This is a genomic window from Actinoplanes sp. NPDC049802 (assembly GCF_040656595.1).
In the GTDB taxonomy this organism is placed as follows: Bacteria; Actinomycetota; Actinomycetes; order Mycobacteriales; family Micromonosporaceae; genus Actinoplanes.
Window position 1 is genome coordinate 1 of record NZ_JBFAMR010000086.1, and the last position, 23142, is coordinate 23142.

A 23142-nucleotide genomic window follows, 5' to 3' on the forward strand; every position below is an offset into this window, starting at 1 on the left:
CTTTCGGGTGCGTTCCGCACCCGAAAGCCACACACGGTCTCATCGCACGCGCACCGGCACCACGTCCGGAGCGCCCAGACGGGCCGCGTCGGCCGTCTCGTCGTCCTGCTGCTCCTGCGACGCCCGCTCGGCCTCCACCCGCAGCCGGTAGTTCTCCACCTCCCGCTCACGCTGCGCCCCGGTCCAGCCGAGGACCCGGCCCATCAGCTCGGCCGCGTGCGGGGCGGCCACCACCCCCCGGTCGAACGTCTCGATCGAGATGCGGGTCCGCCTGGTCAGCACGTCGACCAGATGGCGGGCGCCCTCGGCGGCGGCCGCGTAGACGAACTCGGCCCGCAGGTAGTCGTCGGCGCCCTCGATCGGGCGGCCCAGATCCGGATCCTCGCGGATCAGCGCCAGCACCTCGTGGATCAGCGAGCCGTACCGGCCGAGCAGGTGCTCGACCCGGGCCACGTGCAGGCCCGACTCGGCCGCCAGGATGCCCCGGCGGTTCCACAGCGCCGGATAGCCCTCCGCGCCGAGCAGCGGCACCCGGTCGGTCACCGACCGCGGCACGGTACGGGCCAGGCCGTGCACGCACGCGTCGATCGCGTCCTTCGCCATCACCCGGTACGTCGTGTACTTGCCGCCGGCCACCACCACCAGCCCCGGCACCGGGCTGCCGACCGTGTGTTCCCGGGACAGCTGCGACGTCGACTCCGACTCGCCGGACAGCAGCGGCCGCAGCCCCGCGTAGACGCCCTCCACGTCGGCGCGTTCCAGCGGCGTCGCAAGGACCTTGTTGACCTCGCGGAGCAGGTAGTCGATGTCCTTGCTGGAGGCGGCCGGGTGCGCCTTGTCGAGCCGCCAGTCGGTGTCGGTGGTGCCGATGATCCAGTGCCGGCCCCACGGGATGACGAACAGCACGCTCGTCGCGGTCCGCAGGATCAGGCCGGTCGAGGAGTGCACGCGGTCCCGGGGGACGACCAGGTGGATGCCCTTGGAGGCGCGTACGTGGAACCGGCCCCGTTCGCCGACCAGGGACTGGGTGTCGTCGGTCCACACCCCGGTGGCGTTGACGATCTGCTGGGCGCGGATCTCGTACGTCCGGTCGTGTTCGAGGTCGTGTACGCGTACCCCGGTCATCCGCGACCCCTCCCGGAGGAAGCCGGTGACCTCGGTCCGGGTGACCACGTGCGCGCCGTACGCGGCCGCGGTCCGGGCCAGGAACATGGTGTGCCGGGCGTCGTCGACCTGCGCGTCGTAGTACTGCAACGCGCCCACCAGGGAGTCCTTGCGCAGTGACGGGCAGGCCCGCAGCGCGCCGCGCCGGGTCAGGTGCCGGTGCCGCGGCAGGTTCCCGGATCCGGCCAGCGTGTCGTAGAGGGTGACGCCCGCCCCCGCGTAGAGGCGTTCCCAGCCGCGGTGCTTGAGCGGGTAGAGGAACCGGACCGGGCGGGCCAGGTGCGGCGCGAGCCGCTGCAGGATCAGCCCGCGTTCCCGCAGCGCCTCGCGTACCAGTCCGAAGTCCAGCATCTCCAGGTAGCGCAGCCCGCCGTGGATCAGTTTGCTGGACCGGCTGGACGTGCCGGAGGCGAGGTCGCGCGCCTCGACGAGGCCCACGGTCAGACCCCGTGTGACCGCGTCGAGCGCGCAACCCGCCCCCACCACTCCCCCACCGATCACCAGCACATCGACCTCCCGGCTCGCCAGCGCGGCGAGGGCGGCGTCCCGGTACTCGGGAGAGAGAGCCGTCATGATCAGTCCACATCCACCCAGTCGAGGGTCCGCTGCACCGCCTTCTTCCATCTGCCGAAGCCGTGGTCGCGCTGCTCCTGCGACCAGTTCGGCTGCCAGCGCTGCGACTCGTTCCAGTTCTCCCGCAGCTCGTCGGTGTTCTTCCAGAAGCCGACCGCCAGACCGGCGGCGTAGGCGGCGCCCAGCGCGGTGGTCTCGGCGACGACCGGGCGGCTGACCGGTACGCCGAGCACGTCGGCCTGGATCTGCATGCAGAGGCTGTTGACGGTGATGCCACCGTCGACCTTGAGCACGTCCAGCGTCACCCCGGAGTCCTGGGCCATGGCGTCGACCACGTCGCGGGTCTGGTAGCAGATCGCCTCGAGAGTCGCCCGGGCGATGTGCGCGTCGGTGTTGAACCGGGACAGCCCGACGATGGCCCCGCGCGCGTCGGACCGCCAGTACGGCGCGAACAGCCCGGAGAACGCCGGGACGAAGTAGACGCCGCCACTGTCCGGCACCTGCGACGCCAGGGTCTCGCTCTCCTCGGCCGAGTTGATGATGTGCAACTGGTCGCGCAGCCACTGCACGGCGGAGCCGGTGACCGCGATCGAACCCTCCAGGGCGTAGACCGGGGCGGCGTCGCCGAACTTGTAGCAGACCGTGGTGAGCAGCCCGTTCTCCGAGCGGACCAGGTTCGTGCCGGTGTTCAGCAGCATGAAGTTGCCGGTGCCGTACGTGTTCTTGGCCTCGCCGGGTGCGAAGCAGACCTGCCCGACCGTGGCGGCCTGCTGGTCCCCGAGGTCGCCGGTGAGCGGCACGTCGCCACCGAGCGGCCCGTCGACGTGCGCGACGCCGTACCCGTTCGGGTCGGACGACGGCCGGATCTCCGGGAGCATGGCCCGCGGGATGTCGAAGTACGACAGCAGTTCGTCGTCCCAGTCGAGGGTCTCCAGGTTCATCAGCATGGTGCGGCTGGCGTTCGTCACGTCGGTGACGTGGTTGCCGCGCGTGATGTTCCACAGCAGCCAGCTGTCGGTGTTGCCGAAGAGGGCGTCGCCGCGTTCGGCGGCCTCGCGGACCCCGTCGACGTTCTCCAGAATCCACTGGATCTTGCCGCCGGAGAAGTAGGTCGCCGGCGGCAGCCCGGCCTTGCGGCGGATGGTCTGCCCGCGCTCGTCCCGGTCCAGGGCCGAGGCGATCCGGTCGGTACGCGTGTCCTGCCAGACGATCGCGTTGTAGTAGGGCCGTCCGGTGCGCCGGTCCCACACCACGGTGGTCTCGCGCTGGTTGGTGATGCCGACCGCGGCCAGATCGCTCGCGGACAGGTTCGCCTTCTGCATGGCGGTGCGCACGACCGCGACGGTCCGTTCCCAGATCTCGATAGGGTTGTGCTCGACCCAGCCGGCCCGCGGCAGGATCTGCTCGTGTTCGAGCTGATGCCGGGCCACCTCGTTGCCACCATGATCGAAGATCATGAAACGGGTGCTGGTGGTGCCCTGATCGACGGCGCCGACGAAGTCAGCCACGACGAACCTCCACGTTCTCTTCTGTCCGGGTCGGTATCTCACCCGGTTCCTGGGGGGAATCCGACGGCAGGAAGCGTCCGATCAGAGTCTGGTACAGGCCTGCGCCGACGATGCCACCGATGATCGGCCCGACTATCGGGATCCAGAAATAGAGATACCCGGTCTGATCTCGGAAAGCGCCCTCGTAGCCGGTGAGGAAGCTGGCGAGTCGCGGCCCGAAGTCACGGGCCGGGTTGATCGCGTAGCCGGCGTTGGTCCCCCACGCCATGCCGATCGCGACCACGAGCAGCCCGATCACGACCGGGCCGAGGTTCGCGGCCGGCGCGGTGTTGTTCATGTCGGTCAGCGCCAGGATCACGAAGAGCAGGATCGCGGTGCCGATGATCTGGTCGCGGAAGGCGCCCCACTCGCCCACCGGGAGCGTGCCGTTGCCCGGCAGTGTGGAGAAGACGCCCTGCGTCTTGATCGTCAGACCGGGGTCGGCGGCACGCAGCACCTCGGTGTAGTTCCAGCGCACGAGCAGCGCCGCGACGAAAGCGCCGAGGAACTGGGCGATCGAGTACGGGGCCACCTTCCGCCAGGAGAAGCCCTTGAAGACGGCGAGCGCGATGGTCACCGCCGGATTGAGATGCGCGCCGCTGACCCGCGCCGCGACGTAGACGCCGAGGGTGACACCCAGGCCCCAGGCCCAGGCGATGCTGTCGTGGTCCCCGATCTCGGCGGCGGCGACCTGCGCCACCACCCCCACGCCGAAGAGGATGAGGATCATCGTGCCGGCGAACTCCGCCGCGAGCTCACCGACGAGTCCCGGTGTTCTGAATCGTGTGGCCATGCTCCCTCCCGGATTCGATGTCCCGGACGCTAGGGAGCCGCCGGAAAGGGGGCAATGAACACCGGTCGGCATTGTCGAACATCGGCGAGGGTTTTCGCGACGGTAAAGATCATGCTGTCCGCTTTGCGCAATGCGACGGTCCATGTAGGTCGCGAACAACCCTCGATCACAGCGGGTTGCCGGACGGTGGCTTAGAGTCCGAAACATGCCCGGAACAGTGCAGGCGATCGAACGAGCGGCCGCGATCCTGCGGACCCTCGCCGGTGGGCCGGGCCGGCTCGGGCTCAGCGAGATCGCCCGCACACTGGACCTGGCCAAGGGCACCACGCACGGCATCCTGCGGACCCTGCAACTCGTCGGGTTCGTCGAACAGGACCGGGTCTCCGGTCGGTACCAGCTCGGTGGCGCCCTGCTCCACCTCGGCACCAGCTACCTGGACATCAACGAACTGCGGTCCCGGTCGATCAACTGGGCCGACCCGCTGGCCGCGCGCAGCGGCGAGGCGGTCCGGATCGGCACCGTGCTGGAGGGGCAGGTGCTCGTCGTGCATCACGTGTTCCGGCCGGACGACACGTTCCAGACCCTCGACGTCGGCACGCTGCTGCCGCTGCACGCCACGGCTCTCGGCAAGGTGCTGCTCGCCTACCGGGCCGGCGGCCCGGCTCCGGACCTTCCGCCCTTCACCCGCCTCACTCTCACCGATCCGCGCGCGCTCGCCGTCGCTCTGGAGCGGGTACGGGAGTCCGGCTGGGCCGCGGAAGTGGAGGAGATGACGCTGGGGCAGGCCGCGGTCGCCGCCCCGATCCGGGGTTACGGCGGCCTGGTGGTCGGCGCCATCGGCATCTCCGGCCCGGTCGACCGGCTCTGCGACAGCCGGTACCGGCCGCGCTCCCGGCTGGTCGGTTACGTCCGCGACGCCGCCCGGGCCATCTCACGGGGTCTGGGAGTGACGCGATGACCGAGCTTGCGGGCACGGGTCGGGCGGCGCGATGACCGAGAAGTTCGTGCTCGCGATCGATCAGGGCACCACCTCGACCCGGTGCATCGTCTTCGACCGCCGGGGACAGTTGGTGTCCCTCGCCCAGCAGGAGCACAAGCAGTACTTTCCCCGGCCCGGCTGGGTGGAGCACGACGCCATGGAGATCTGGCGCAACGTGGAGCGGCTGGCGCCCCGGGTGCTGGACCGGGCCGGGATCGGGCTGGATCAGGTGGCCGCCCTCGGCATCGCCAATCAGCGGGAGACGACGGTCATCTGGGACCGCCGCACCGGTCTGCCGGCCGGGCGGGCGATCATCTGGCAGGACACCCGCACCGACGCGATGGTCCACTCGCTGGCCGCCTCATCGGTCGCTTCCGACATCTCCGATATCTCGGGTCTGCCGCTCGCCACCTACTTCTCCGGGCCCCGCCTGCGCTGGATGCTGGACCACACGCCCGGCCTGCGCGCCCGGGCCGAACGCGGCGAGGTGCTCTGCGGCACCATGGAGACCTGGCTGATCTGGAACCTCACCGGCCGGGCCCAGCACGTCACCGACGTCACCAACGCCAGCCGCACCATGCTCCTCGACGTGCGCGGCCTCGACTGGTCGCCGCGGGCCCTCGACTTCTTCGGGATACCCCGCGCCATGCTGCCGGAGGTCCGGCCGTCCATCGGCGGCTTCGGCACCGCGTCCGAGGCCTTTCCCGGGGTACGGATCGGGGCCGCGCTCGGCGACCAGCAGGCGGCGCTGTTCGGGCAGACGTGCTTCACCCCGGGCGAGGCCAAGTGCACGTACGGCACCGGCAGCTTCCTGCTCCTGAACACCGGCACCGAACTCGTACCCCCGAGGAACGGGCTGCTCAGCACGGTCGCCTACCAGATCGCCGGAGCCCCGGCCGTCTACGCGCTGGAGGGCTCGATAGCGATCACCGGCTCGCTGGTCCAGTGGTTCCGCGACCAGCTCGAACTGATCTCCACCGCCCCGGAGATCGAGACCCTGGCCCGGACCGTCACCGACAACGGCGGCTGCTACATCGTGCCCGCCTTCTCCGGCCTGTACGCGCCCTACTGGCGCAGCGAGGCCCGTGGCGTGATCGTCGGCCTCACCTCCTACATCACCAAGGGTCACCTGGCCCGCGCGGTGCTGGAGGCGACCGCCTGGCAGACCCGGGAGGTGGTCGACGCCATGAACGTCAACTCCGGTCTCACCCTGACCACCCTCAAGGTCGACGGCGGGATGACCGCCGACAACCTGCTGATGCAGATGATCGCCGATGTGCTGGACGTGCCGGTGGTCCGGCCACTGGCGGTGGAGACCGTCTCGCTGGGCGCCGCCTACGCGGCCGGCCTGGCCGTCGGCTACTGGCCCGACCTGGACGGCCTGCGCCGCAACTGGCACATCGCCGGCCAGTGGATGCCCGCCATGGACCCGGCCGTCCGCGCCGGCGAGTACGCCAACTGGCGCCGTGCCGTGGAACGCACCTTCGACTGGATCCAGCCCGCCTGAACGCTCCTCAGACGGCGCTGAGCAGGCGCGGATCGGCCTTGCGGAAGCCGAGACAGTGGCCGCACACCATGTAGTGGGAGGCCGGTTTCACCGGGAAGAGCGGCACGAAGAACAGGGTGAACCTGGTGGTGCGGCGGATCAGCTGCTGCGGGGCCTCCCAGCGGCAGATCTCGCAGGTCATCGTCCGCGTACCGATCAGGTGGTCCTTGCTCCGCAGACCGAACAGCACGAACATCGGATCTCCTCGACTCGCCGGCGCCTTCTCCCATGGTCATACCCAACCGCAAGCGGAACGTGCCCGAAGCCGATCACCGGTAGGCATGGCATGGCACGCCCGTCGCCGGACCGGACGTGCCATGCCCGGGATCAGTGCTCGCCGAACGTGTCGTGGGTGATGTACTGCCCGGTCGGTGGGGTGACCGTGGTGCGGTTGGCGCCCGCCTCCCAGGTGACCGTCCCGTCCGGGTCCTTGACGAGGTACTTGAACTCCACGGCCGTGTTCGGCGGCAGGCTCACCGATCCCGACCACACCGGATAGCCGTCGGCGGACAGCGGCCGGGCCCGCGCCGGATCCCAGCCGCCCAGTTCGGCGAGGTTCCCGGCGACGTAGACGTTCTGGCCGTACCAGGTGGTGCGGTTGACGTTGAAGGTGGCGGCGATCCGGTTCGCCGGCGGTCGCACCGTCACGCCGGAACCCTCGGAGACCGACGCGGTGTCGACGCTGTGGACGAGCGCGTCCGTGCCGGCCGCGTTCTCCAGCCCGATGGTCGCGCCGGTCCCGGTGGCGTGGGTCCCGGTCAGCCCCCGGTACGCGTAGGTGACCGTCCCGTCGGCGTGCAGGATCGCGCTGATCGAGATCCGTTCGGCGGAGTAGGCGAAGAACCGGACGTTGCGCCACTCCACCACGAAGACGCCGTCGGCCGCCGCCGTGTAGACGCCGGAGTCGCCGTCGACCACCAGGTCGTCCCAGAAGGCGTAGAGCGCGTCGTTCGGTTCGGGGCCGCTGGGCGGCGCCACGTTCGCGAAGGAGCTGCTGGCCGTGCCGAAGCCGATCACGCCGTTGGTGCTGACCCAGGCCCGGGTGCGGGCGGCGCCGTAGAACGGCATCGGGAACGGCAGGGTGATCTCGGCGGTCGCGTCGTCGCCGCTGAGGGCCAGCAGGTCGGTTCCGGGACGGTACTGCCCGGTGGCGGCGGTGCACGTGTGCCCGTACCCGTCGGAGGCCTGGCGCAGGGGGACGTCGAGGGTGAGGTCGCCGCTCACCGTGAGGGCCCGGGTCTCGGCGGCGAAGCAGCCGCCCGCCGGGCGCACGGTGAGCTCGTAGTCGCCGACCGGCGCGGCCAGCCGGAAGCGGCCGTCGCGGCCGGTGGTGACGGTGACCGGGGTGCCGGTGAGCGCGACGGTCACGCCGGGCAGCCCCGTCCCACCGCCGGTGACCCGGCCGGAGACGATCCCCGAGCGGCTCGTGGTGAGTGCCGCGTCCACGTCGGCGCCGGCACCCGCGGTGATCGTCACGCCGGTCTCGAAGGTGTCGTAGCCGAACGCCGTCACCCGCAGCCGGTAGTCGCCGGCCGGCAGCCGCCCGAAGCGGTAGCCGCCGTCGGCGCCGGTCGTCACGGCCCGCGTGGCGGTTCCGCCGAGCGAGACGGTCACCCCGCCCAGAGGCACACCCGCGCCGGTCACCGTCCCGGTCAGGCTTCCGGCCGGGCGCACCGCCAGATCCACCGCGGCGTACGCGTTGAGGCGGCCCTGCCCGTACACGTTGTTGTCGGTGGCCGTCCCGCCGCAGCTCGTGTCATCCGTGTCGGTCGCCGTCTCGTCCAGGACCTCCCTGGTCGCGGCGACGTCCCGGCGCAGACCGGGCGCCGCCGACCAGATCAGCGCCACCGTCGCGGCCGTGTGCGGGGAGGCCATCGACGTGCCGCTGTAGGAGGCGAATCCGCCGCCCGGCACGCTGGACCGCACGTCCACGCCGGGCGCCGACAGATCCGGCTTCACCCCGCCGTCCTGCCCCGTGCCCCGGCTGGAGAACGGGGCGATCGCGTCGTCGACGTCGGTGGCGCCGGACGCGTACGTGTCGGTGTAGGAGCCCGGGGTGCTCGCCGTGGCGCAGCCCGGTCCCGCGTTGCCGTTCGAGAAGGCCGGGAAGATGCCCGCCGCCGTCCACGACCGCACCACGTCGGCATACCAGGGGTCGAAACCGGAGGCCCCGCCCCACGAGTTGTTCACGATGTCGGGCGCCAGATCCGGCCGCGGGTTCTGCCCGTCGCGGTCGGTCGGCGCGACGATCCACTGTCCGGCGGCGAGCAGCGCGGCCGCCGAGCAGGAGTTGGACTCGCAGCCCTTCGCCGCGATCCAGGTGACGCCGGGTGCCACCCCGATGCCGCCGGAGCCGGCCATCGTCCCCATCGTGTGGGTGCCGTGCCCGTTGTTGTCGCACGGGTTCGCGTCCGGGCAGACGTGCGACGGGTCGAACCAGTGGTAGTCGTGCCGGACGCTGCCGTCGGCCTGCCGTCCGCGGTAGTTCGCGGCCAGCGCCGGATGGTCGAACTGGACGCCGGTGTCGATGTTCGCGACCACGATGCCCTGTCCGCGTACGTCTCGTTCGGACCAGACCCGGGGCGCGCCGACGCGGTCCACGTTCCACTCGTTCGCGGCGACGGCGGCCTGCACCGCGCCGGCGACCGGGGCCGGCAGGGTGACCGGGGTGTCCGGCAGCACGGCCTTCACCTCGGGCCGGGCCGCCACCTCCGCGAGCAGGCCGGCGTCGCCGGTGACCTTGACGGTGTCCGCGATCCAGAACTGCTCGAACGGGGCCTTGCGTGCGGTGAGCAGCTTCCGCAGGCCGCTCTGGTGCCGGGCGGTGCTGCCGCGCGCGGCTTCGTAGACGGCCCTGGCGCGGGCCTTGCCCTTGGCCTTGCCGGCCGGGGTCAGGTCGGGGCGGTCTTTCAGCATCACCCAGAAGGTGGTGTCGTCGCCGCCGCGCACGGCCTCCGCGACCGCCGCCGCGATCTTCGGGTCGTCCGCGCCGGGCGCTGCCACCGGCGCGGCCTTCGGGTCGCCCGCGCCGGGCGGGGCCGCGGCGTGTGCCGGGCTCGGGATGGCGGCCAGGGTGAGCAGCACGGCTCCCGCGCCCGCCAGCGCGGTGGCGATCCGGCCACCGCGCGCCGGTCGATTGCCGGCGCTGCGTCCGTGTTCTCGCTGATCCGGGTCCGGGCCGCTCCGGTCCTGCCTCATGAGATCCTCCTCGGTCGATTCCCCGCGCTCCACCGGGACGGAGCGCGATGTGGACATGGCCGGCCGGACCACGGGAAGGCACGCTATTGACATCCCCCACTGTCTGCAAGTTCTTGCGGTTCTTTCATAGTGTTTCAAGCTGATGTCAATTCACATCGCCCGCATAAGGCTTCTGCAGGTTGGGGCGTTTTATCTGCTCAAGATCTATCGAAGTGGCCGGGGTCGCCACGCTTACGAATGGCGAAAATCACGGCCCGCCCATCGGGCTCCACAGATCGCCCAAGATTTCAGCAAGAAGTTGCGCCTGTTACATCGTCTTTCAACCGTCGCGCGGCTCCTGCGCCGTCGATTCCCACGCGCCGGGAACTCCCCTCGGCCGCCGCGTCGCGGCCTCGCCTACGATCTCAGCCCGGCGGGGGCGGCACGGGCCGGACCATGCGGGGAGCGTGCGCCGCACGGACGGGACGGTTCGGTAGAGGCGACGATGTACCGCGTACCGGGAGAATGCTCTAGCCCGGTGTGGGCACCGAAGGGCGAGTGAGGCGCGCGACCGTGCGCTGTTTCAGGGCGAAGCCCTGTTTGGCCGCGTCGCGCAGGTGGGCGACGAGCGGTGACCGGGAGCGGCGGGCCCACGGGACCGGGACCTCGGTGGTGCCGTACTTGGTCTTGTACGCGTTGCCGCCGACGAAGTCGAACTCGGTGACGCCGCGCTCCCTGGCCCAGCGCAGGGCGTGCCAGATGAGCGCTTCGTTGGGGCGCAGATGCTGGAAGGGGCGGTAGCTGGCGCCGCCCCAGAAGTACATGGTGCGGTGGTACCACGGCAGGACGGCGGTGGCGATGCCGCGGCCGTCGGCGTCGCGGGCGCGCAGCAGGAGCAGGTTGCCGGCGGGGGCCAGGTGACGGATCAACGACCGAACTCTTTCCACCGAATAGGTGGGTACCAGATTCTGTTTTGCGAATACGTCCCGCAATTGATCGTAGAATTCGTCGGCGAATGCGGGATCGTCGCCCGCGTCCTCGATCACGACGCCGGACTTCGCGGCCTTGCGGATGTTTCGGCGACAGGCGCTCGCCATCGCCCCGAAGAGTTGGTCCTCTGTCGGATTCAGGTCGATGACGGCGGTGGGTGCGGCGTCCCAGCGCAGTCCGAGCCCGCCGAGATCGTTCTCGGTGAGACCGCGGTCGCGGATCTCCAGATGGGCGGCGCCGGCCTCGCCGAACGCGAACGGAAGCAGCGCTTCCAGCGCGGCGCGGCGGGAGACGCCGGGTCGCAGGTTGAATCCGACGTAGGACGTGGTCCAGCCGGCCATCGGGCTGCCGAGGATGCGCATCCCGAAACGCCTGCTCAGGAGGCCGGTGAAGTGGCCGACGGGACGGCCGTCGTCGGTGACGGTGGCGAGCAGCGGCTCGGCACGCTGGCATTCGGCGACGAAGTCGATCCACTCGCGGGTGTGAAAGATCAGGCGATCGGTGTAGGTGGCACGGTCCGCCCAGAGCTCCGCGGACGGTTCCACCCGGTGCAGCTTCAACATGGGGTCCCCGATCGAATCACAGCACGTCCGGCACGATGATGCTCAACCATAAGACCATTTCGCAAGAAGCCGTTCGGGCCTATTTCCAATTGACGCGAATATCTTTCGCGTTCGTTATGACAATTGCTACTGCCGGACCACTCGCGCATTTGCAATCGTGGGTGAAGGCCGCGGGGCGACGACCCGTGGCCGTGACCTGTCGACGAGCGGGAGGGTGCCGGTTCCATGCAGCCGCCCACGGCCATCAAACGACGCCTGAACGAGCTGGGCCTGCGCAGCCGGTTGCGGGCCCGCCCCCGGTTGCAGGGCCGCGTCCTGGCGCCGGCGGGGCTGCGGCGCCGCCTGCCCCGCGCTCCCGGCCTGTACTTCCCCTTCTACCACGACGTTCCCGCCGAGTACGCCCGCGACCTGCGCCGTCACCTGCGGGCGCTGTCCGCGATCGGCCCGATGGTCTCCTGGGACGAGGCGCTGCGGGTGCTGTCCGGTGAGCGGCCGCTGACCGGGCCGGTCTTCTGCCTGTCCTTCGACGACGCCCACCTGACCTGGCGGGACGTGGCCGCCCCGGTGCTGCTGGAGATGAAGGTGCCGGCGATGTTCTTCGTCACCTCCGGCATGGTCGGGCAGCCGGGCAATCTGACCTGGCAGGACTGCCGGGAGCTGCGGGCCGCCGGGTTCGGGTTCGGCTCGCACACGGTCACCCATCACCGGCTCGCCGACCAGGACGACGCGACCGCGGCCCGGGAGATCGTCGACTCCAAACGGGAGATCGAGGACGAGCTGGGCGTGGAGGTCCGGGACTTCGCCGCACCGTACGGCCACCCGGCCGTGGACTTCCGCGAACGGGACGTGACGGTGGCACGCGAGGCCGGATACCGCAGTTTCGCCACCACGCTGCGGCCGGCCATGCACCCCGGCGGTGATCCGATGTTCATCCACCGGCAGGGTCTGCACCCCGCCTGGCCGATCCTGGCGGTGAGGACCCGTGTCCATGACTGACACCCGTATCTACCTGTCCCCACCGGACGTCAGCGACGTCGAGCGCAAGCTGCTGCTGGACGCCTTCGACTCGAACTGGGTGGCCCCGGTCGGCCCCGACCTGGACGCCTTCGAGGAGCAGGTGGCCGAGATCGTCGGGGTCCGGCACGCGGTGGCGCTGAGCAGCGGCACGGCCGCCCTGCACCTGGCCCTGATCGCGGCCGGGGTGCGGCGGGGCGACACCGTGCTGGTGCCGTCGTTCACCTTCGCGGCGACCGCGAACGCGGTGGTCTACCTGGGCGCCCGGCCGGTGTTCGTGGACTCCACCCCGGACTCGTGGAACGTGGATCCCGTCCTGGTCGCCGACGAGCTGCGGGCCCGGGCCGGACGGGGCCGGCTGCCACGGGCGGTGATCGCCGTCGACATGTACGGCCAGTGCGCCGACTACGACCCGCTGCTGGAGGCCTGCGACCGGTACGGCGTACCGCTGATCGAGGACGCCGCCGAGGCCCTGGGCGCCACCTACCGGGGCCGGGCGGCCGGGTCGTTCGGGCTGGCCGGGGTGCTGTCGTTCAACGGCAACAAGATCATCACCACGGGTGGCGGCGGCATGCTGGTCACCGACGACGGCCGGGTCGCCGAGCAGGCCCGGCACCTGTCCACCCAGGCCCGCGAACCGGTGCCGCACTACGAGCACCGGACGGTCGGCTACAACTACCGGCTCAGCAACCTGCTCGCCGCGGTGGGGCGGGGCCAGGTGCAACGACTGAACTCGATGATCGCGGCCCGGAAGGCGACGTTCGAGTACTACCGGGCCGCGCTGCCGGATCTCGGCTTCATGCCGATCGCCGGGTACGGCACGCCGAACTACTGGCTGACCTGCGCCCTGGTCGACGGCGACCGGGACCGGATCATCGCCCGGCTCGCACGACGCGACATCGAGGCCCGGCCCACCTGGAAGCCGATGCATCTGCAACCGGTCTTCCAGGACTGCGTGGTGCGCGGCGGCGAGGTGTGCGCCGATCTGTTCCGCCGCGGGCTGTGCCTGCCCAGCGGGTCCGCGCTGACCGAACACGACCGGGAACGCGTCGTGGACGCGATCCGGGAGGGCTGAACCGAGATGCGGATCGTCTACATCCACCAGTACTACTGCAACCCGGGCATGGCCGGCGGGATCCGCTCGTACGAGCAGGCCCGCCGGCTGGTGGCGCGCGGGCACACGGTGGACGTGATCACCACCGACATCACGCCGGGCAGCCGGGAGCTGGGCTGGCGGACCACCGTCGAGGACGGCGTGACGGTCCACTGGTTCCGGGTCCCCTACAACAACGACATGTCGTACGCCCGGCGGATCCGCGCGTTCGCCGAGTTCATGATCCTGGCCACCGCGAAGGCCGCCCGGCTCCGGGCCGACCTGGTCTTCGCCACCAGCACCCCGCTCACCGTGGCGGTGCCCGGGGTGATCGCCGCGAAGCTGCGCCGCGCGCCGTTCGTCTTCGAGGTCCGCGACCTGTGGCCGGAGGTCCCGATCGAGATGGGGGCGCTGCGCAACCCGGTCGTCCAGCGGCTCGCCGGTGGCCTGGCGGACTTCGCCTACCGCAACGCGTCCGAGGTGATCGCCCTCTCCCCCGGCATGGCCGCCGGGGTGGTGGCGCGCCGCCCGGGCACCCCGACCACGGTCATCCCGAACGCCGCCGACCTGGACCTGTTCGCCGTCGACGAGGAGAAGGTGCGGCGGTTCCGCGCGTCGCACGACTGGCTCGGCGACCGGCCGCTGCTGGTCTACACCGGGGCGCTGGGCGTGGTCAACGGCGTGGAGTACCTGGTCCGGGCCATGCGCCGGGCGAATGAGCTGGACCCGGACGTGCGGTTCCTGATCGTCGGGCACGGCAAGGAGTGGGAGCCGACCAAGGCGCTCGCCGCCGAACTGGGCCTGCTCGGCGAGGCGGTGCACATGTGGGAGAAGGTGCCCAAGTCGGAGCTGCCGGTGATCCTGGGCGCGGCCACCATGTCGAGCAGCACGGTCCGGCCGATCCGCGGCCTGTGGGACAACTCGGCGAACAAGTTCTTCGACGCGCTGGCCGCGTCCCGGCCGATCGCCATCAACTACGGCGGCTGGCAGGCAGACCTGATCAACGAGACCGGGGCCGGTCTGGTGCTCGATCCGGAGGACGCCGAGGAGGCCGGGTACCAGCTGGTCCGGCACATGCGCGACGGGCTGTGGCTGAAACGGGCCCGGGAGGCCGCGTACCGGCTGGCCGTCGAACGGTTCTCCCGCGACCTGCTGTTCGACGAGTTCGAGGCGGTGCTGAACCGGTCGGCACGCAGGGAAAAGCAGTCCGTCCAGTCCTGACGATCGGGGGAAGTCAGCGTGGAACTGCGCGCTTACGTACGGGCGTGCCGGCGCCGATGGCTCTGGCTCGTGGTGCCGGTGCTGGTGGCGGCCGGCATCGCGGCGGGTCTGACGGCGGCGGGGGCGCCCGGCTACCGGTCGTCGCTGACACTCTTCGTCAGCGTAGGCACCGGCGATCCGGATGCCGGGGCACGGCGCCTCAACTCGTACATCGCCCTGTTGACCGGCCCGCGGGTGGCGCAGGCCGTGGTCGACCGGATGGGTCCGGAGGTCACCGTCGGCCAGGTCCAGAAGAGCCTGTCGGCGCAGGTGCAGGAGGGCACCGACCTGCTGGTGGTGTCGGCGACCGCCGACTCGGCCGAGGAGAGCCGGCAGATCGTCACGACGGCGGCGTCGGTCCTGGTGGGACTGGCCCGGCAGATCGGCGCGCCGGCCGACCCACGGGACGGGCCCGCCCCGGCGGTCTCGATCGTGCAGGACGCGGTCACCGTGGAGCAACCCGGCAATCTGGCCCGCAACGCCGGTTTCGCGGCCGTGCTGGGGCTGCTCATCGGGGCGGTCGCGGTGGCGGTCCGGGAGGCGACGGCGCGCACCGTCACCGAGGAGGCCGATCTGCGGCGCCTCGGCCTCACGTCGGTGGGGGTCATCTCGATCGGTGGGCGGCCCCGGGACGGCCACGCCGATCAGGCACTGGCCGAGGCGTTCCGGCGGCTGCGCAGCCTGCTGCCGGTGCTCGCCGACCCGCACGCCGGCCTGCCGCATCGCGGCCGGTCGCTGCTGCTCACCGGTGCGGGACGCAAGGAGGGCACCACGGCGGTGACGTGCGGGCTGGCCATAGCGATGGCCGAGACCGGGGCGCGGGTCGTGCTGGTCGACGCCAACATGCGTACGCCCGGCGTCGGCAGATATCTGTCGCTGGACGCCTCCCCCGGCCTGGCCGAGGTGCTGGCCGGGACCGCCCGCGTGCCGGACGTGCTGCAGAACTCGCTGGGCGGCCGGGTGACCGTGCTGCCGGCCGGTGAGCACGCGCCCGACCCGGGCGAGCTGCTGGCCTCGCCCCGGCTGCCGGCCACGGTCCGCACCCTGACCGAGCGGTACGACATCGTGCTGGTCGACGCGCCCGCCCTGCACGGGGTGGCCGACGCGTCGGTGCTGGCCCACGTCACCGACGACGCGCTGCTGGTGGTGCGGGCCAACCGGACCCGTACGGCCGACGTCGAGAAGTCGATCGACCTGTTGCAGCGGGTCGGTGCCCGGGTGGCCGGCGCGGTGCTGAACTCGCTGCCCCGCAAACTGCCCACCGGCGGCTCCTGGCAGGAGTCCGCCCAGGTCGGTGGCGCGGACAGTCCCGAGCTGATCTTCGGGTTGGACGGGGAACCACCGGCCGCCCGGCTGGACGACACGTTCGTGTCGCTGCCGCCGGTCGGGACGGCACGCGGCCGGGCCCGGGTGGTGACGCCGGAGATCGAGCAGGCGCCCGCCGAGGAGAAGCCCGATCCGGAGACGCCGCAGGTTCCCGCGCAGCGCGAGGCGACCCAGGAGGAGGAGCCGGCCGCCGCTCCGGACGAGGAGCAGCGGCGCGGTGAGTGAGCTGCGGGTCGAGGAGGCCGCGCCGGCACGCCCGGCCCTGGTGGGCAGGCTGCTACGGGAACCGTCCGTGCAGTTGCTGGCGTCGCAGGTGCTGACCGGTGGGGTGGCGATGGCCGCCAACATCCTGATGGTCCGGTCCCTCAGCCCCACCCACCGCGGCGAGGTCGCCCTCATGCTGCAGGTGGTGTACCTGGCCACCCAGGTGCTGCTGCTCGGCACCGAGCGCAGCTTCGTGGCCGCCTACCACAACGTGGCGCCCGCTCCGGCGGTTCGCGCGTACGCCCGCCTGCTCGCCGTACCGTGCCTGTTCTTCTTCTCCGGCGTGGTGATCTGGCAGTTGGCCGCGCCGGACCGGTTGACGCCGAGCGCGGTGATCGTCGCCATGCTGGCGGCGTTCGCGCTGATCGAGGCCACCGGCCTGGCCACCCGGTCGATCGCGATCGCGGTCGGCCGGGTCAAGGACTTCCTGCTGGCCCGGGTGCTGGAGGCGCTGCTGCTGCTGGCCATGCTGGTCGGCCTGTACGTCGCAGGCAGCGCCCGCCCGGAGCTGTGGTTCCTGGCCTACCTGTTCGCCGGCGCCACACCGACGATCGTCTACCTGATGATCTGGATGCGGCTGCCGGTGACCGCGGACGCCACCCCGCTGGATCCGGCGATGAACCGTCAGGTCCGCCGGGAGGGGCTGGCGCTGTTCCCGGCGGCGCTGTCGAACATGGCGATGCTGCGGGTGGACCGCCTGGTCATCCCGGTGCTGGCGTCGACCGCGGCGCTCGGCCACTACGCGTCGGTGGCGACCATGACGGAGCTGCTGGCGTGGCCGGTGCGGGCCTACGCCGACTCGCGGCTGGGCCGGTGGCGTGCCTCCTACCGGGAGGGCACGCTGCGGACCGCGCCGATCCTGCTGGCCGTCGGCGCGTACGCCCTGGTCGTGGTCCCGGTCGTGGCGGGCGGCCTGTACCTGCTGATCGAGCCGCTGTTCGGCCACGAGTACGCGGACGCCAAGGTGATCGTGCTGCCGCTGGTGGTGGCGGCCGGCCTGTACGCGGTCTCCCGGGTCAGCCTGGGCCTGCTGATCGCGAAGGGCCGGGGCGGTCTGGTGTCGGCCGCCGAGATCACCGGTTTCGTGGTGAGCTTCGCGGCCTACGTCGTGCTGATCCCGCGGCTCGGGATCCTCGGCGCGGCCTACGGGTCGCTCGCCGGGTACGGCGCCTGCCTGGTCTTCGCGATGATCGCGACCAACCTGGTGAGAGAACGATGAGACGGGCGTTCCTCGCCCCCGGCCTGCTGCTGATCCTCGTCGCGATCGGCGGCCGGTACACGCTGGACCGGGCCGGTCTGGTCGATCTGGCCTGGGTGGATCTGCGGGTGATCGGCCTGCTCGTCGCGCTGGCCGTGCTGATCCTGAACGGGGCGCATGTCCGTGGGGCCCCACCGGGCCGGGAGGGCTGGCTGATCGCCGCCCTGCTGTTCTTCCTCTTCCAGATCGCCTCGGCGCTGTGGGCGCCGCCGGCCGCCCGGGTCGGGCCGCAGGTGCTGGACCTGGTGCTGCTGGGCGTGCTGCTGGTGGCGAGTCACCAGTACACGATCGGCGACCCGGAGACCGTCATCCGGTTCACCTTCCAGCTGTTCTTCGTGGCCGCGGTCGTCTACGCGCTGGCCGCGATCTTCATCAGCGGGCCCGGCGAGCAGGGCCGCTACTCGGCGTTCGGCGGCGGGCCGAACGTGTTCGCCCGGATCGAGGTGCTCGGCGTGATCAGCGCGATCGCGTTGTTCATGCTGACCGGCCGGAAGCTGCCGCTGCTGTTCATCCCGCTCTTCCTGCTGGCCACCGTGCTGTCCGGCTCGCGCGGGACGCTGGTGGCCGGCGCGGTCGTCGGTTTCGCCGCGCTGCTCAAGCTGCGGCACCGGCTGAGCGCCGCCGGCGTCGCGGCGGCCGGGGTGGTGTCGCTGGTGGCGGTGGGCCTGATCGCGGCGCTGGCCCCGCCCGAGTTCACCGACCTGTTCCAGGAGCGGTTCGTTGAACAGACCGTGCAGGAACAATATCTCTCCGGACGGACCGACATCTGGATGGCCGCGGTCCGCCTCTTCGCCGACCATCCGATCGGCGGCGCCGGTCTCGACGGGTTCTACGGCCTGATCGGCGTCAACCAGGCCGTCGAATACCCGCACAACTACGTGCTCGCGGTCGCCGCCGAGGGCGGGCTGGCCGGGCTGGGCCTGCTCACCGTGTCGGTGCTGCTGTGGACCCGGGTCGTCCGGGGTGGCGGGCACCGTCCCCAGCTCACCGGCCTGGCCGTGGCGTCGGCCGTCTTCGTGGCGCTCAGCGGCCTGTTCTCCGGCGACTACTACGACTCGCGGCTGGCGTGGATCTTCGCGGCGATGGCGGCCGCGGCCGCGCTGGTCCCCACCTTCTCGGAATCGAAACCCTTGGCGGTGGTGGCCCGATGAGGCGGCGGACTCTGCTGGCGGCCTCCATCGGCGGGGCGGTGGTCGCCGGCGCGGCCGGATTGCACCTGGTCCGGGCCGCGGGCGACGACGTGCCGGACGTGCGCGACCCGGTCCCGGCCCCGCCGCCCTCCGCCCAGGAGGCTCTCAAGATCAAGACGGTGGCGTACTGGACCGGGGTCTACCTGCGCAGCTGGGACTTCGCCTACCGCAACGGGCTTCCGCTGAGCCGGTCCAAGGACAGCCGGGACCACTACGACCTGGCCTACGACATCGACTCGTGCACCGCGATGTTCCGGGCCACCGGCGACCGCCGCTACCTGGACCGCGGCCTGACGTTCCTGGAGAACGTGGTGGCCTCGGCCGCGCCGTCGAAGTCACTGCGCAACAGCTCGTTCCGGGACGGCTACCAGGGCTGGGCGTCCAGCCGCGCCGGTGGCGGCGGCGACGAGGTGCCGCTCTACGAGTCGTACCTGTGGCGGTACGGCACCAACCTGCTCGTCGCCATGCGGGACATGACCGACGCCGGTTACCGGGCCCGCTACGACCGGCTGCTCGCCTTCGCCGAGACGAACATCCTCGACAAGTGGCACACCCGCGGGACCAGGGACAACATCTACCGCGAGCGTACGCACATGGCGTCGCACTGGGCGCTGATCGCGATGAACCTCGCCCACCTCTCCACCGACCAGGCCCGCAAGGCGCGCTGCAACACGGTGGTCGACCACATCAGCACCCAGTTGCGCGGCCAGTTGCGGCGCAACCCGGCCGAGCCGACCGCCTGGTTCTGGAACGACGTGTGGGACTCGGCGAAACGGCCCGGGCAGGACGTCGGCCACGCCAACGGCGTCGTCACGTACGTCGTGGAGGCCCACGACCGTGGCCAAGGCTGGTCGGACGCCGACATGGCCGCGTTCTCCGCCCTGCTGACCAAGGTGATCTGGCCGGGCGGGACGACCTATCACGCGTACGTGGACGGCACCGGCTCCGACAACGGCTGGTTCGCCGACGGCTTCGTGAAGCTGGGCCGCTACGACCCGGCCGTGCAACTGCGGCTGGAGAACCACCAGGTGGTGAACGATCAGTTCGCCGCGAACATGGCGCTCAACGCCCGGCTTCTGCGGTCCTGAGCGCCGGAAGGAGACAAAGCGACATGACGGCATCGCTGCTGGATCCGGCGGCCCGCGAGTGGAAGGAGACGCTCCAGCACGTCGGGCACGACATGTACCACGTGCCGGACTACGTGGTCCTGGACGCCCGGCTCTACGGCGGGGCGCCGGCCGCGTTCCACTACGAGAGGAACGGCCGGCGGCTGCTGATCCCGCTGATCCTGCGGGACGTCCCGGACTCCGGGCTGCGGGACGCGATCTCCCCGTACGGCTACCCCGGCCCGGTCGGCCACGGCGACTCCGCGTTCTGGGCGGAGGCGTGCGAGGCGTTCGTCCGGACGTTGCGGGACGAGGGCATCGTCTCGGCGTTCATCCGGATGCACCCGCTGTTCGAGGCGCCCGCGCCGGTCCTCTCCGCGCACGGCGGCCTGGTGCACCACGGCGAGACCGTCTCGATGGATCTGACCGTCTCCGAGGAGGAGATGTGGAAGCAGACCCGCAGTGACCACCGCAACCACATCAACCGGGCGAAACGCGCGGGCACCGAGATCGTCTTCGACGACTGGAGCCGGCTGGGCGAGTGGGTGGACGTCTACCACGACAACATGCGGCGGGTCGGCGCCACCTCGTACTACTTCTTCACCGTCGAGCACCTGACGGCGCTGCACGACGCGGTCGGCGACCGGATGCATCTGGTGGTGGCGTGCGAGGACGGCGAGGTGGTGGGCGGCAACACCTTCTTCTCGTACGACGGGATCGCCACCGGATACGTCTCCTCCACCCGGCGGGCGCCCAAACGGTACGCCGACGAACTGCTCTACGACTCGGTGCGCCGCTGGTGCCGGCAGCGCGGCGACCGGATCTTCCACCTGGGCGGGGGCAAGGGCGGCGCCAACGACTCGCTGTTCTCCTACAAGGCCGGGTTCTCGCCCAGCCGGCACGCGTTCCACACCTGGCGCGTGGTCGCCGACCCGGTCGCGTACGAGCGGCTGGTGCGCGAGCGCCGGCCCGGCGCCGACCCGGCCGACCTGACGACCACCTTCCCGTCCTACCGCTGAGGAGCACGCCATGCGGATCACCTGTGTCGGCGGCGGTCCCGCCGGCCTGTACTTCGCGACGCTGGCGAAGCTCGCGGACCCGGGCCACGACGTCACCGTGCTGGAACGCAACCCGGCCGGGGTCACCTGGGGCTGGGGTGTCGTGTTCTGGGACGACCTGCTCGACGACCTGTTCCGGTACGACCCGGTAAGCGCCGAACGGATCTGGGACGCCGCCTACAAGTGGGACGAGTACGAGGTGCGGGCCACCGGCAAACCGGACACCCACCTGGCCGGGTACGGGTTCAGCCTGGGCCGTCACCGGCTGCTGGAGATCCTCGCCGAACGGGCCACCGAACTGGGCGTGGACATCCGCTGGTCGGACGAGCTCGCCGACCTCGCCGACCTGCCGCCGTCCGACCTGATCGTGGCGTGCGACGGAGCCCGCAGCCGGATCCGGGAGTCGCACGCCGAACACTTCGGCGCCGAGGTGGAGGTCGCCAGGAACAAGTACATCTGGCTGGGGACGCCGAAGGTGTTCGACACGTTCACCTTCGGGTTCGAGGAGACCGAGGCCGGGTGGATCTGGTTCCACGCGTACCCGTTCGACTCGCACACCAGCACGTTCATCGTGGAGTGCACCCCGCGGACGTGGGCGGGGCTGGGTTTCGACCGCATGGACGGGCGTGCCGGGGCGGCCCGGCTGGCGGAGATCTTCGCGAAGCACCTGGACGGCGCCGAACTGATCGACCAGCGCGCCGACGCGGGCGGCGCCGGCTGGCTCAACTTCCGGCGGGTCACCGCGCAGCGCTGGGACCACGGCAACGTGGTGCTGATGGGCGACTCGGCGCACACCACCCACTTCGCGATCGGCTCCGGAACCAAGCTGGCCATGCAGGACGCGATGGCCCTGGCCGACGCGGTCGCCTCCGGCGACGATCTGCCGGTGGCGCTGGAACGGTACGAGCATCGGCGCAAGGCGGCGCTCGCGCCGCTGCAGAAGGCGGCCCGGGCCAGCAGCGCCTGGTTCGAGCGGATGCCGGAGTACGCGCATCTGCCGGCCCGGCGATTCTCGTACGCCCTGTCGAACCGGCGCGGCGAATATCCGACGTGGCGGTACCTGCTGCACATGGCGACGCAGAGCACGATCCCCCGGACGCTGCTGCGGTGGACGTTGAGCGCCCGCCGGTGGAGCCGGGCCCGGCGCCGCCCTCATACGACCCACTCCGTGGCGGCGGGGCAGGCGATACCCAATACGGCGTGACACCTCAGTGGAGGGATGACCGATGGCCGAAGGAGCCCTGCTGCGACCCGGCGACGCGGCGTGGACGGACGCGCTCCGGCGCGTGCACCACGACGTCTACCACCTGCCCGCGTACGTGACGCTGGACGCGCGGCTCTCCGGGGGCACACCGATCGCGTTCCGGTACGACGAGATGGGCCAGGTGTTCCTGCTCCCCCTGGTGCTGCGGGACGTTCCGGGCACCGGGCTGCGGGACGCCGTCTCCCCGTACGGCTACCCCGGCCCGGTCAGTGATGTGCCACCGTCGGACACCGGGTTCTGGGAGCGGGCCGCTCAGGCGATGGCCGGTCTGCTGCGCACGAACGACGTGGTCAGCGTCTTCGCCCGGCTGCACCCGCTGCTGCCGTCCCCGGCGGCCGCCCTGGCCGGGACCGGGACGGTGGTGCACCACGGGGAGACCGTCTCGGTGGATCTCGCGCTCAGCCCCGAGCGGCTGTGGCAGGAGACCCACCGCACCCACCGCAACCAGATCAACAAGGCGCGGCGGGCCGGGGTGGAGGTCGCCGTCGACGACTGGGGGCTGCTGGACGCGTGGGTGGAGACCTACCACGCCACCATGCGGCGGGTCGGGGCCACCGCGTTCTACTTCTTCGGCGCCGACCACTTCCACCGGTTGCGGGAGGCGCTCGACGGGCACATCCACCTCGCGGTGGCGCTGCGTGACGGCGAGGTGCTCGGCGGCAATCTGTTCTTCGCCTACCGGCGGATCATGCACACCCATCTGCAGTCCACCCGGGACGGGCAGATCTGGTGGGCGGACAAACTGCTCTACCACGAGGTGCGGCGGTGGGGCCGGGAGCACGGCAACCTGGTCCACCACCTCGGCGGTGGGGTGGGCGGTTCGGACGACTCGCTGTTCCGTTACAAGGCGGCTTTCGCGGCGGGGCGGCAGGACTTCTTCACCTGGCGGGTGGTGACGGACCCGATCGCCTTCGAGAAGCTCGCCGGGACACCCACGCCGGAACTCATGGCGGGAAGGTTTCCCCCGTACCGCTAGA

The 23142-nt window shown here is 71.2% G+C and carries 18 protein-coding genes; 12 read left to right on the forward strand and 6 right to left on the reverse strand.

Annotation, left to right across the window (positions count from 1 at the left end; genetic code table 11):
- Positions 1–39: 39 nt before the first annotated feature.
- Genes AB0I88_RS35500 through AB0I88_RS35510 form a run of 3 tightly spaced genes read right to left on the reverse strand, consistent with a single transcriptional unit; the run spans position 40 to position 4077 of the window.
- Entirely contained in the window at positions 40–1737 is a 1698-nt protein-coding gene (locus tag AB0I88_RS35500; protein ID WP_361035115.1) for a glycerol-3-phosphate dehydrogenase/oxidase, read from the reverse strand.
- A 2-nt stretch (positions 1738–1739) separates the two neighbouring features.
- Complete coding sequence (glpK, locus tag AB0I88_RS35505) at positions 1740–3245, reverse strand: glycerol kinase GlpK (RefSeq protein ID WP_361035118.1); 1506 nt, start codon at positions 3243–3245, stop codon at positions 1740–1742.
- Positions 3238–4077 (reverse strand): MIP/aquaporin family protein, encoded by an 840-nt coding sequence (locus AB0I88_RS35510; protein ID WP_361035121.1) that lies wholly within the window; start codon positions 4075–4077, stop codon positions 3238–3240. The genes glpK (AB0I88_RS35505) and AB0I88_RS35510 overlap by 8 nt, the downstream gene beginning before the upstream one ends.
- A 205-nt stretch (positions 4078–4282) precedes the next feature.
- Between AB0I88_RS35510 and AB0I88_RS35515 the strand changes: the two genes are divergently transcribed.
- Together AB0I88_RS35515 and glpK (AB0I88_RS35520) are read left to right on the forward strand one after the other, a co-directional pair.
- A complete protein-coding gene (locus tag AB0I88_RS35515) occupies positions 4283–5035 on the forward strand; it encodes an IclR family transcriptional regulator (protein WP_361035124.1) in 753 nt (250 codons plus the stop codon).
- 31 nt (positions 5036–5066) lie between these two features.
- The gene (gene glpK, locus AB0I88_RS35520; RefSeq protein WP_361035127.1) at positions 5067–6563 is read left to right on the forward strand and encodes a glycerol kinase GlpK; all 1497 of its coding nucleotides are present in this window, start codon (positions 5067–5069) and stop codon (positions 6561–6563) included.
- A gap of 7 nt (positions 6564–6570) precedes the next feature.
- Here the strand turns inward: glpK (AB0I88_RS35520) and AB0I88_RS35525 are convergent, their stop codons facing one another.
- The 3 genes from AB0I88_RS35525 to AB0I88_RS35535 all read right to left on the reverse strand — a co-directional run bounded on the left by AB0I88_RS35525 (position 6571) and on the right by AB0I88_RS35535 (position 11332).
- On the reverse strand, positions 6571–6798 hold the full coding sequence (locus AB0I88_RS35525; protein ID WP_361035130.1) for a zinc-ribbon domain-containing protein: 228 nt from the start codon (positions 6796–6798) through the stop codon (positions 6571–6573).
- Between the two features lie 131 nt (positions 6799–6929).
- Positions 6930–9800 carry a S8 family serine peptidase gene (locus tag AB0I88_RS35530; RefSeq protein ID WP_361035133.1) on the reverse strand — a complete coding sequence of 957 codons (2871 nt, stop codon included), beginning with the start codon at positions 9798–9800 and terminating at the stop codon, positions 6930–6932.
- 509 nt (positions 9801–10309) lie between these two features.
- Positions 10310–11332, reverse strand: a complete 1023-nt coding sequence (locus AB0I88_RS35535; protein ID WP_361035136.1) for a GNAT family N-acetyltransferase — start codon at positions 11330–11332, stop codon at positions 10310–10312.
- Positions 11333–11557: 225 nt separating this feature from the next.
- On the opposite strand from AB0I88_RS35535, the gene AB0I88_RS35540 reads away from it, so the two are divergent.
- From AB0I88_RS35540 to AB0I88_RS35585, 10 genes are read left to right on the forward strand one after another with little or no spacing between them, the layout of a single operon-like run.
- A complete protein-coding gene (locus AB0I88_RS35540) occupies positions 11558–12328 on the forward strand; it encodes a polysaccharide deacetylase family protein (RefSeq protein WP_361035139.1) in 771 nt (256 codons plus the stop codon).
- Positions 12321–13421, forward strand: a complete 1101-nt coding sequence (locus tag AB0I88_RS35545; RefSeq protein ID WP_361035142.1) for an aminotransferase class I/II-fold pyridoxal phosphate-dependent enzyme — start codon at positions 12321–12323, stop codon at positions 13419–13421. Before AB0I88_RS35540 ends, AB0I88_RS35545 begins: the two co-directional genes overlap by 8 nt.
- A 6-nt stretch (positions 13422–13427) precedes the next feature.
- Positions 13428–14660, forward strand: a complete 1233-nt coding sequence (locus AB0I88_RS35550) for a glycosyltransferase family 4 protein (RefSeq protein ID WP_361035145.1) — start codon at positions 13428–13430, stop codon at positions 14658–14660.
- Between the two features lie 18 nt (positions 14661–14678).
- Complete coding sequence (locus AB0I88_RS35555) at positions 14679–16250, forward strand: polysaccharide biosynthesis tyrosine autokinase (protein ID WP_361035148.1); 1572 nt, start codon at positions 14679–14681, stop codon at positions 16248–16250.
- Positions 16243–17508, forward strand: a complete 1266-nt coding sequence (locus AB0I88_RS35560; protein WP_361035151.1) for an NAD(P)H-quinone oxidoreductase — start codon at positions 16243–16245, stop codon at positions 17506–17508. Before AB0I88_RS35555 ends, AB0I88_RS35560 begins: the two co-directional genes overlap by 8 nt.
- The gene (locus tag AB0I88_RS35565) at positions 17505–18698 is read left to right on the forward strand and encodes an O-antigen ligase family protein (RefSeq protein ID WP_361035154.1); all 1194 of its coding nucleotides are present in this window, start codon (positions 17505–17507) and stop codon (positions 18696–18698) included. The genes AB0I88_RS35560 and AB0I88_RS35565 overlap by 4 nt, the downstream gene beginning before the upstream one ends.
- On the forward strand, positions 18695–19825 hold the full coding sequence (locus AB0I88_RS35570) for a hypothetical protein (protein ID WP_361035156.1): 1131 nt from the start codon (positions 18695–18697) through the stop codon (positions 19823–19825). Before AB0I88_RS35565 ends, AB0I88_RS35570 begins: the two co-directional genes overlap by 4 nt.
- A 23-nt stretch (positions 19826–19848) precedes the next feature.
- Entirely contained in the window at positions 19849–20862 is a 1014-nt protein-coding gene (locus AB0I88_RS35575) for a GNAT family N-acetyltransferase (RefSeq protein ID WP_361035159.1), read from the forward strand.
- A gap of 10 nt (positions 20863–20872) precedes the next feature.
- On the forward strand, positions 20873–22105 hold the full coding sequence (locus AB0I88_RS35580; RefSeq protein ID WP_361035161.1) for an FAD-dependent monooxygenase: 1233 nt from the start codon (positions 20873–20875) through the stop codon (positions 22103–22105).
- A 22-nt stretch (positions 22106–22127) separates the two neighbouring features.
- A complete protein-coding gene (locus tag AB0I88_RS35585; protein ID WP_361035164.1) occupies positions 22128–23141 on the forward strand; it encodes a GNAT family N-acetyltransferase in 1014 nt (337 codons plus the stop codon).
- Position 23142: the final 1 nt, after the last annotated feature.

Excerpts from the sequence above, each read along its gene's own strand:
- glpK (WP_361035127.1), top strand. The coding sequence starts at position 5,067 with ATGACCGAGAAGTTCGTGCTCGCGATCGATCAGGGCACCACCTCGACC.
- AB0I88_RS35580 (WP_361035161.1), top strand. The coding sequence starts at position 20,873 with ATGCGGATCACCTGTGTCGGCGGCGGTCCCGCCGGCCTGTACTTCGCG.
- AB0I88_RS35570 (WP_361035156.1), top strand. The coding sequence starts at position 18,695 with ATGAGGCGGCGGACTCTGCTGGCGGCCTCCATCGGCGGGGCGGTGGTC.
- AB0I88_RS35585 (WP_361035164.1), top strand. The coding sequence starts at position 22,128 with ATGGCCGAAGGAGCCCTGCTGCGACCCGGCGACGCGGCGTGGACGGAC.
- AB0I88_RS35550 (WP_361035145.1), top strand. The coding sequence starts at position 13,428 with ATGCGGATCGTCTACATCCACCAGTACTACTGCAACCCGGGCATGGCC.
- AB0I88_RS35565 (WP_361035154.1), top strand. The coding sequence starts at position 17,505 with ATGAGACGGGCGTTCCTCGCCCCCGGCCTGCTGCTGATCCTCGTCGCG.
- AB0I88_RS35515 (WP_361035124.1), top strand. The coding sequence starts at position 4,283 with ATGCCCGGAACAGTGCAGGCGATCGAACGAGCGGCCGCGATCCTGCGG.
- AB0I88_RS35510 (WP_361035121.1), bottom strand. The coding sequence starts at position 4,077 with ATGGCCACACGATTCAGAACACCGGGACTCGTCGGTGAGCTCGCGGCG.
- AB0I88_RS35500 (WP_361035115.1), bottom strand. The coding sequence starts at position 1,737 with ATGACGGCTCTCTCTCCCGAGTACCGGGACGCCGCCCTCGCCGCGCTG.
- AB0I88_RS35575 (WP_361035159.1), top strand. The coding sequence starts at position 19,849 with ATGACGGCATCGCTGCTGGATCCGGCGGCCCGCGAGTGGAAGGAGACG.
- AB0I88_RS35545 (WP_361035142.1), top strand. The coding sequence starts at position 12,321 with ATGACTGACACCCGTATCTACCTGTCCCCACCGGACGTCAGCGACGTC.
- AB0I88_RS35530 (WP_361035133.1), bottom strand. The coding sequence starts at position 9,800 with ATGAGGCAGGACCGGAGCGGCCCGGACCCGGATCAGCGAGAACACGGA.
- AB0I88_RS35535 (WP_361035136.1), bottom strand. The coding sequence starts at position 11,332 with ATGTTGAAGCTGCACCGGGTGGAACCGTCCGCGGAGCTCTGGGCGGAC.
- AB0I88_RS35525 (WP_361035130.1), bottom strand. The coding sequence starts at position 6,798 with ATGTTCGTGCTGTTCGGTCTGCGGAGCAAGGACCACCTGATCGGTACG.
- AB0I88_RS35540 (WP_361035139.1), top strand. The coding sequence starts at position 11,558 with ATGCAGCCGCCCACGGCCATCAAACGACGCCTGAACGAGCTGGGCCTG.